6 protein-coding genes are annotated in these 7,931 nt (G+C 58.5%); 5 read left to right on the top strand and 1 reads right to left on the bottom strand.

The window, feature by feature from the left end; translation table 11 throughout:
- Positions 1-2,192, bottom strand: a 2,192-nt coding sequence (gene ileS / locus M3O22_03590; GenBank protein ID MDP9195842.1) for an isoleucine--tRNA ligase, incomplete at its 3' end; no start/stop codon positions are given.
- A 367-nt stretch (positions 2,193-2,559) separates the two neighbouring features.
- Between ileS and M3O22_03585 the strand changes: the two genes are divergently transcribed.
- The 5 genes from M3O22_03585 to M3O22_03565 all read left to right on the top strand — a co-directional run bounded on the left by M3O22_03585 (position 2,560) and on the right by M3O22_03565 (position 7,892).
- Positions 2,560-2,961: a hypothetical protein gene (locus M3O22_03585; protein ID MDP9195841.1), complete on the top strand. Its 402-nt coding sequence runs from the start codon at positions 2,560-2,562 to the stop codon at positions 2,959-2,961.
- Between the two features lie 220 nt (positions 2,962-3,181).
- On the top strand, positions 3,182-4,801 hold the full coding sequence (locus M3O22_03580) for a cytochrome c biogenesis protein DipZ (GenBank protein MDP9195840.1): 1,620 nt from the start codon (positions 3,182-3,184) through the stop codon (positions 4,799-4,801).
- Between the two features lie 2 nt (positions 4,802-4,803).
- A complete protein-coding gene (msrB, locus tag M3O22_03575) occupies positions 4,804-5,913 on the top strand; it encodes a peptide-methionine (R)-S-oxide reductase MsrB (GenBank protein ID MDP9195839.1) in 1,110 nt (369 codons plus the stop codon).
- A gap of 76 nt (positions 5,914-5,989) precedes the next feature.
- Positions 5,990-6,784, top strand: a complete 795-nt coding sequence (locus M3O22_03570; protein MDP9195838.1) for a hypothetical protein — start codon at positions 5,990-5,992, stop codon at positions 6,782-6,784.
- Between the two features lie 241 nt (positions 6,785-7,025).
- On the top strand, positions 7,026-7,892 hold the full coding sequence (locus M3O22_03565) for a hypothetical protein (GenBank protein MDP9195837.1): 867 nt from the start codon (positions 7,026-7,028) through the stop codon (positions 7,890-7,892).
- Positions 7,893-7,931: the final 39 nt, after the last annotated feature.

The following is a 7,931-nucleotide window of genomic DNA, read 5'->3' as shown; positions in this document are numbered from 1 at the left end:
GTGTAGATGGCGTGGAAGTCATAGTCGTCGATGGCTTTACGGATGGTTTGGTCAATCTCCCACAACCGGTGGAGGACCCAGCGTTCCAGTTCGGGCATCTTGTCCGCGGGCAGGCGCTCTTCTTCCCTGAAATCCGCCAGCGCGCCCAGCAGATAGCGCAGGGTGTTGCGCAGGCGGCGGTACACGTCGGAACTGCGGTCGATGATCGCCTGGCCGATGCGCAGGTCCCCGGTATAGTCCGATCCAGCGACCCACAGGCGCAGGATATCCGCGCCCTCTTTATCCACGATTTTCTGGGGCGGCACGCCGTTGCCCAGCGACTTGGACAGCTTGCGTCCCTGGTCGTCCAGCACGTAGCCGTGGGTGACGACGGTCTTGTACGGCGCACGGCCGCGGGTACCGCAGGCTTCCAGCAGCGACGACTGGAACCACCCGCGATGCTGGTCCGATCCTTCCAGATACAGGTCGGCGGGCCAGTGCAGGTCCGGGTTGTTTTCCAGCACATAGGCATGCGTGGTGCCGGATTCAAACCACACATCCACGATGTCCATGACCTGCGTGTAGTCTTCGGCCTTGTACTGTGGACCCAGGAAATCGGACGCGGGGCGGGTGTGCCAGGCCTCGAGCCCGTCCTGTTCAAATGCCGCAGCAACGCGCTCAAGAACGGCCTTGTCTTTCAGCGGCTCGCCCGTCGATTTATTCACGAAAAAGCCCAGCGGCACGCCCCACACGCGCTGGCGGCTGATGCACCAGTCGGTGCGGCCCTCGACCATGCTGCGAATGCGGTTGCGGCCCTGCGCGGGCAGCCAGCGGGTATCGTCGATACCCTTCAGCGCCTTTTCACGCAGTTTGTTATCGTCGTCCAGCGCGATAAACCACTGTGGTGTGGTGCGGAAAATCACCGGAGCTTTTGATCGCCACGAGTGCGGATAGCTGTGCGTTAATTTCCCTGTGGCCAGCAGCGCGCCGGGGGCCTGCAGGGCCTCGATGACGGCCGGATTGGCGTCGCCCGGCTTGCCGTGGGGTGTGTAGACGCGCTTGCCCGCAAACAGCGGCACGTGGGCGTAATAGCTGCCATCATCGTCTACGGTGCGGGTGACTTCCAGACCGTATGCGCGGCCCAGCTCAAAGTCGTCGGCGCCGTGCCCCGGCGCGATATGGACGAAGCCCGTGCCCTGGTCGGCGGTGACAAATTCCCCGGGCAGAACGGGTACATCAAAGTCGTATCCTTGCCCGCGCAGGGGGTGAGCGCAGATCACGCCTTCCAGCTTGTCCGTGTCGGCGGACATGAACCAGTCGAGTGTCTGGAGTGTGCATTTTGCGGTTTTGGCTGTGGCCTCCACCAGATTTTTCGCCAGAACCAGCTGGTCGCCCACTTTCGCCAGGCTGCCTTCTTCGGCGTCAGTGACGGCGACGAGCACATAGTCAATGCCTTTTCCGTAAGCCACCGCGCGGTTGGCGGGCAGGGTCCAGGGCGTGGTCGTCCAGATGACGATGCTGGCGTTTTTCAGGGCCTTGTCTTTGGCCTTGATGATGGGGAATTTGACCCACAGGGTGGTGGAGGTCACATCCTGGTATTCGATTTCCGCCTCGGCCAGCGCGGTCTTTTCAACGACCGACCACATGACAGGCTTGACGCCCTGGAACAGGCTTCCGTTCAGGAGGAATTTGTGGATCTCGCGCACGATCCGCGCTTCGGACCGGGGAGCCATGGTGCTGTAGGGCCGGGTCCAGTCGCCGATAATGCCCAGGCGTTTGAACTCGCCGGTCATCACGGTGATCCAGTGCTGGGCAAAGGCGCGGCATTCAGCCAGAAACTGCGTCACCGGAACCTGTTTGCGGTCCTTTTTCGCGGCGCGGTATTTTTCCTCGATCTTCCATTCGATGGGCAGGCCGTGACAGTCCCACCCGGGCACGAACGGTACATCAAAGCCGGTCATGAACTTCAGGCGCAGGGTGAAATCCTTCAGGGTTTTCTGCATGGCCGTGCCGATGTGGATGTTGCCGCTGGTGAACGGCGGGCCATCGTGCAGCACGAATTTCGGCTTGCCCTTGCGGGCCTTGCGCATCTGGCCGTACAGGTCCATGGCCTCCCACCGGGCCAGCAGTTCCGGCTCCTTCTGCGCCAGGCCCCCGCGCATGGGAAAATCGGTGCGGGGCAGGAAAACGGTGTTTTTATAATCGGTGGCCATGGGAAAATCCGCATCATGAAAGGGGTTCCGGTCCCACGTTAGAGGCACACAGCCCGGTCTGGCAAGGGCAGACTTTGCCGTTTTTCCTGCCTTGCCGCGTCCGGTGTATCGCGGTTCCCGGTGGCTCCGGAACAGGATTTTTTCCCTTAACGCGACACTTTCTGTCCATTTTACAGATCCCCATAGCTTCCATCCGCGATGTCCAGCTGGACAATACCCTGCCCCTTGGGGCGGGGATCCTTTATTTCCGGACGGCCTGCCACCCTCGCCTCTTTTCTGCGCTGCCCAGAAATTAGGGGTGGCGGGGAATTTTCTGTCAGAAAGTAATTCAGGTCTTTATAAGGAAAGGACGATTATGGAGGGAAAAATGTCTGTTTACAGGGAGTCCATAGAAATTATCAGGGCCATGGCTCTGGTTCCTGCCTTGCACATCGATGAGGCGGAGGCAAGGATTGACGGGCAAAAAGAGGTGGTAATCCTTCCTTTTGCAGTTTCAGTCCAGTGTGTGGGTATAGGGACGGCCGGAGCGATTATTTCCGGACACTTCCTTTCAGGAGAACGTGGATACAGGCTTGGACTCGAAGCAGGATCTCCTTCGCGAATATGCATGGAGGTCGATTTCAGGGATGCTTCCCGAATTCTGGATATTCTTGTCAAAGGTGAGACCTTGTCCAGGCCGCGGTTCCAGGAAATCATGTCCGATATAGCCCGGACGACGGCTGTGGCGACATCGGCGCAGGGACAGCTTTCCCGTCCCGTTGCCGCCTGAAGGTTTCTTCCCGGTTGACGGTTCGGCCTGAAAGGGCGGACAATGTCTTGGAATAACCGGACTTGCTGCCTCCCTCCATGCCATCCTGAAGGAGCGCACAGCGCGACTGAAGGATCCTGTTTCTGAAAAAAGATCCGCGGCCTTCGCCAGGGCAGGCCCTTCGACTTCGAGTCATTTCGTGACTCTCCGCTCAGGATGACAACAGAAGAGATATACCGCCATGCAAGACCAGTTTCTGAACATCATCCTTGCGCTGGCCGAGGGGTTCGGATTGGCTCTGTCGCCGTGCATCCTCCCCGTGCTGCCGTTCCTGCTGGCCTCGTCGATCGGGGGCAGCCGCATCCGCCCGTTCCTGGTGATCGGCAGTTTTGTAGTCAGCTTTACTGCCTTTGCCCTGCTGTCCCGCCAGCTGTTGGTACTGACTGGCGTGCCGCAGGACATCCTGCAGAAAGGTGCATACGTCCTGCTTCTGCTTCTGGGGCTGGTGATGGTGGTGCCGTTTCTGGAGGAGCGTTTCGCGCGCCTCACCGGCGGTCTGGCGGACCGGGCGCAGGGGGTGGGCCAGAACGCGCAGGGCGTGTGGGGTGCGGTGCTGACAGGTTTTCTGATCGGCGTGGTGTGGATCCCGTGTGCCGGGCCGTTGCTGGCCGCGGCGCTGGTCCAGGTGATCCAGGCGCAGACGGGTATGGAGGCCGTGGCTACCGTGGCAGCCTTTGGCATCGGCGCGGGCATTCCCATGCTGGCCATAGCGCTGGCCGGGCAATATCTGACCCGCGCTGTCAGGTTCCTGTCCCACCACGCTACGGGGATCCGGCGCGCCATGGGCGTGCTGATTGTCGCCTTTTCCCTTCTGGCGCTGGCCGGGTTTAACCTGGGTGAATGGGCGGTCATAGCCACCAGCCGGAACGAGGCGAAAGTCAGCGGTTCGACCACACTGGAACACGCCCTGCCACAACCTTACCCGGCACCGGCTATAGGAGGCATTTCCCGCTGGTTCAACAGCCCGCCGCTAGAGATGAGCCAGGTGAAGGGCAAGGTCGTTCTGGTGGATTTCTGGACCTATTCGTGCATCAACTGCATCCGCACGTTTCCGTATCTGAAGGACTGGTACGCGAAATACCGCGACCAGGGGTTCGAGATTGTCGGTGTCCATTCCCCCGAATTTGCCTTTGAGGCTGAGGCGGATAACGTAAAAAAGGCCATCGAAAAATTCGGGATTACCTGGCCCGTGGCCATGGACAACGACTTTGTCACCTGGAAGAATTTCCGCAACAGGTACTGGCCGGGCCATTACCTGATCAGCCGGGACGGACAGGTGGTCTATACCCACTCCGGCGAGGGGGATTACGGGATCACGGAGAACAACATCCGCGTGCTGCTGGGCCTGAACAGGGCAACAGCCATGCCCGCGGAAACGGATGCGTCCAGCGCCGGCCAGACCCCGGAAATATATCTGGGATACCGCCGCGCGAAGAATTCCCCCAGTCCCCTGGTCCGGGATGTGGAGCATCCATACAGCTTTCCCGACACGCTTCCCCTGCATCACTGGGCCCTGAAAGGATCCTGGCGGGTCGAGGCGCAGCGGATCGTGGCGGCAGAGGCCGGAGCGGCGTTGCGCCTGCACTTCCGGGCCGGCAAGGTGTTTCTGGTGCTGGGGACCCGGGGCGGAAAACCCGTTGACGTACGCCTGATTCTGGACGGCCAACCCTTGAAAGGGATCACCGTGGATCACCATACATTATATAGTGTGGTTACGCAGGACCAGGTGCGGGACGGGATTCTGGAGATCATCGCCACAGAACCTGGCCTTGAGGCCTATGCCTTTACATTCGGGAGATAGCCATGATCGGGATAGGCGAATTTCTGTGTGCCGTGACGCTGGCCGCCTTTTTCTGTGCGGCAGGTCCGGCGCGGGCTGTGACGCTGCCTGATCCGGCGCTGGATGTGCCGCTGGCAGAGACTGGTGCACGGGATGAAACCATCGTCCTGGCCGGCGGCTGTTTCTGGGGCGTCGAGGCCGTGTTCCAGCACCTGAAAGGCGTGAAGGACGCCATATCGGGTTATGCGGGCGGTACGGCGGACACGGCCAGCTATAAACTGGTGAGCAGTGGAAAAACCGGCCATGCAGAGGCTGTGCGGGTCACGTACGATCCGGCGCAGATCTCCCTGGGCCAGATCCTGAAGGCCTTCTTCGCTGTGGCCCATGATCCGACGCAGCTGAATTACCAGGGACCGGATCACGGGTCGCAATATCGCTCGGCCATTTTTTATGGCACACTGGAGCAGCAGAAAATCGCCGCGGCATATGTAGCCCAGCTGGATGCAGCGAAAGTTTTTCCCGGAAAAATCGTCACTGTTCTGACTTCCCTGGAAAATTTTTATCCGGCGGAGGACTATCACCAGGACTTCGCGGACCGGAACCCGGACCATGCCTATATCGTCACCCACGATGCACCGAAGGTCAGGGCCCTGAAACAGGCGTTTCCGGATCTGTATAAAGGGAACGACACACAGGACGCGCTGCAAAAACTGACGCCACTGCAGCGTCAGGTCACGCAGGAGAACGGCACCGAGCCACCCTTCAGGAATGAATACTGGGACAACCACGCCGAGGGGATCTATGTGGACGTGGTCTCGGGTGAGCCGCTGTTCGCCTCGGCTCACAAGTTTGACTCCGGCACCGGCTGGCCCAGTTTTACCAGGCCGCTGGTCAGGGACAACGTGGTGGAGAAACAGGACGTGTCCCACGGGATGGCACGGACCGAGGTGCGCTCGGCCCACGGGGACTCCCACCTGGGTCACCTGTTCCCCGACGGGCCAAAGGACCAAGGCGGCATGCGCTACTGTATCAACTCCGCCGCCCTGCGTTTTGTGGCAAAAGACAGGATGGCTGCCGAGGGATACGGGGAATGGCTGAAGGTGTTTGAAGGGCGGCAAGGGAAGCAACCTTAGGACTTTTATTATATATATTGACAATTTTATATATATCCATACGATCTGTCGGAATCATGACTGACAGGAGTTTGATATGCACAAGGTTTTGGCTATCGGGGCCGCGGCAGCCCTTTTGACAGGATGTACAGATCCAGAAGAAAAAGCAGCCCAGGTTGAAAAGTGCCTGCACGGGAAGGGGACAGATAAGGAAAAATCCACTGTAGCCCTAGTCTATTTTTCTGACAGCCGCGTTTCTGCAAGACTGATAACAATACCCTCCATTGTCGGGCGCGAGCCCAACAAGGCAGCTTTCAGGCAACAATGTCTGTCAGGGAAAGAGGATCAGATCTGCGTCCGGGAATTTTCTTCATCCACCGAGGTTGAATATACCCTGTGGCTGGGGGAAGACGGAATCTTCAGGGTCACCCGGGAGACAGAAAATTACTATAACGGAGAGTATTTTCTTTCCCCGGTCCAGTCCACAGCCAGGGCCGCGGCCAGGAAAAAACCTTCCCATTCTTCTGTTGAGGGACAGGCTGTCGATTCAGTCCGGGACCGCATGGACAGGCCTTTCACTCCCTTTCCGGAACTGAAGGAAGCGGGTCTGGGAGAGTGGTATTTCATGGGGATAAATACCGGCACAAACAGTAAAGGCAGGGTAAACCGTGGTTCCCGGGTTCAGGTTATCAGCTGCGCAATAACCACCGATCCGGACCGGCTGCCGTCCCCGTTTGACGACCTTGCAAACAAGCTGGAACCTGAGGCTCTTGCTGCGGGATACAAGGATCCGGAAGGCTGTGATAATCTGGACGGGGCTCCCTCTTCCGGGAATCCGTTCAGAAACCATATAGAAGAACAGGCGGAAACTTTCAGGGATTGCATACCCTGACAATGTCGGTGAAACCCCTCTCCCTGCGGGTACCTCTTGCTTCATAACACTGTTTGACAATAAATTTTTCCCTGAAAGAGGCGGGACAGATATTTTCCGGGCCCGGAAATCAGCTCCTTCAGGCTGTGGCTGACTGTTATTATGAGGGGCGCAGGGAAATACAACCGTCGATTGCGATATCGTGTTGACATCATTGTGAGGGTGTATATGGTGCCCGGGAAAATTCTGACAGGAGTTTGATATGCGTACGGTTTCGGTTGTGGGGGTCGCTCTGGCCTTTTTCGCGGGATGCACGGACGACCAGAAAGAAAGAGAAAAAAAGATGGCAGAGGTCGAGCTCTGCCTGCATGAGAGGCTGACAGGCGAAAGGGAGTTTGCAGCGGCGTCCATACGCTGGTCACCCAATGAAGTATTTGTAGAAGTGCAGCGGACACAATCCATTATCCCGGGAAAGAAAACCATTCCAGCCCCGGAAGAAGGCAGACAGAGGTTCAGGGCTGAATGCATGCCGGACGGGAAACCTGTTCTGTGCGCATGGAGGTTTCCGTCATCTCATACAAGCCGGTACAGTATCAGACTGGAACAGGATGGCATTTACAGGATTACGGCATCCCATACCACGCAGGGGCCGGGGGAGCATTTCTTCTCGCCGGAGCCCGGTGCCGCAGAACCGATCAGCAGGACAAATCCGGCGCTTGATACGGTTGAGCACCGACTCTCTTTTGCCGCTGCGCTGAAGAACAGGCTGAACAGACCTTTCATTCCTGTTCCTGAACTGGAAAAGCAGGGTTTGGGAACATGGTATTTTGCAGGAAGTGGTTCCACAGGTGGAGGTAACTGGGAAGGTACCGGCAGCCGGGATTGCGCCGTGACAAGCAGCCCTGAACGCCTTCCCGAACCTTTTGGCAGGATTGCAAAAGGCATGAAGCCTGAACCCCTTCAGCCCGGCTATACAGGTCAGGCTCCTGACTACCGCAGCCGGGGTGACTGCGACAATCTGGATCATCCTCCTGCGCCTCCCTCTTCTGATCCATGGAAGAAAAATGACAGGCCGTTCAGGGAAAGCATTGAAGCTCTGGCGGAAACTGCCCGGGTCTGTATGCCCTGACAGGCCTGTAAAATATCTCCTCTCCCGGCCGGCCTTCTC

The organism is Pseudomonadota bacterium, assembly GCA_030775045.1.
Lineage (GTDB): Bacteria > Pseudomonadota > Alphaproteobacteria > JALYJY01 > JALYJY01 > JALYJY01.
Note: the sequence above shows the minus strand (reverse complement) of the source record. Positions and strands in the feature narration are given on the sequence as shown.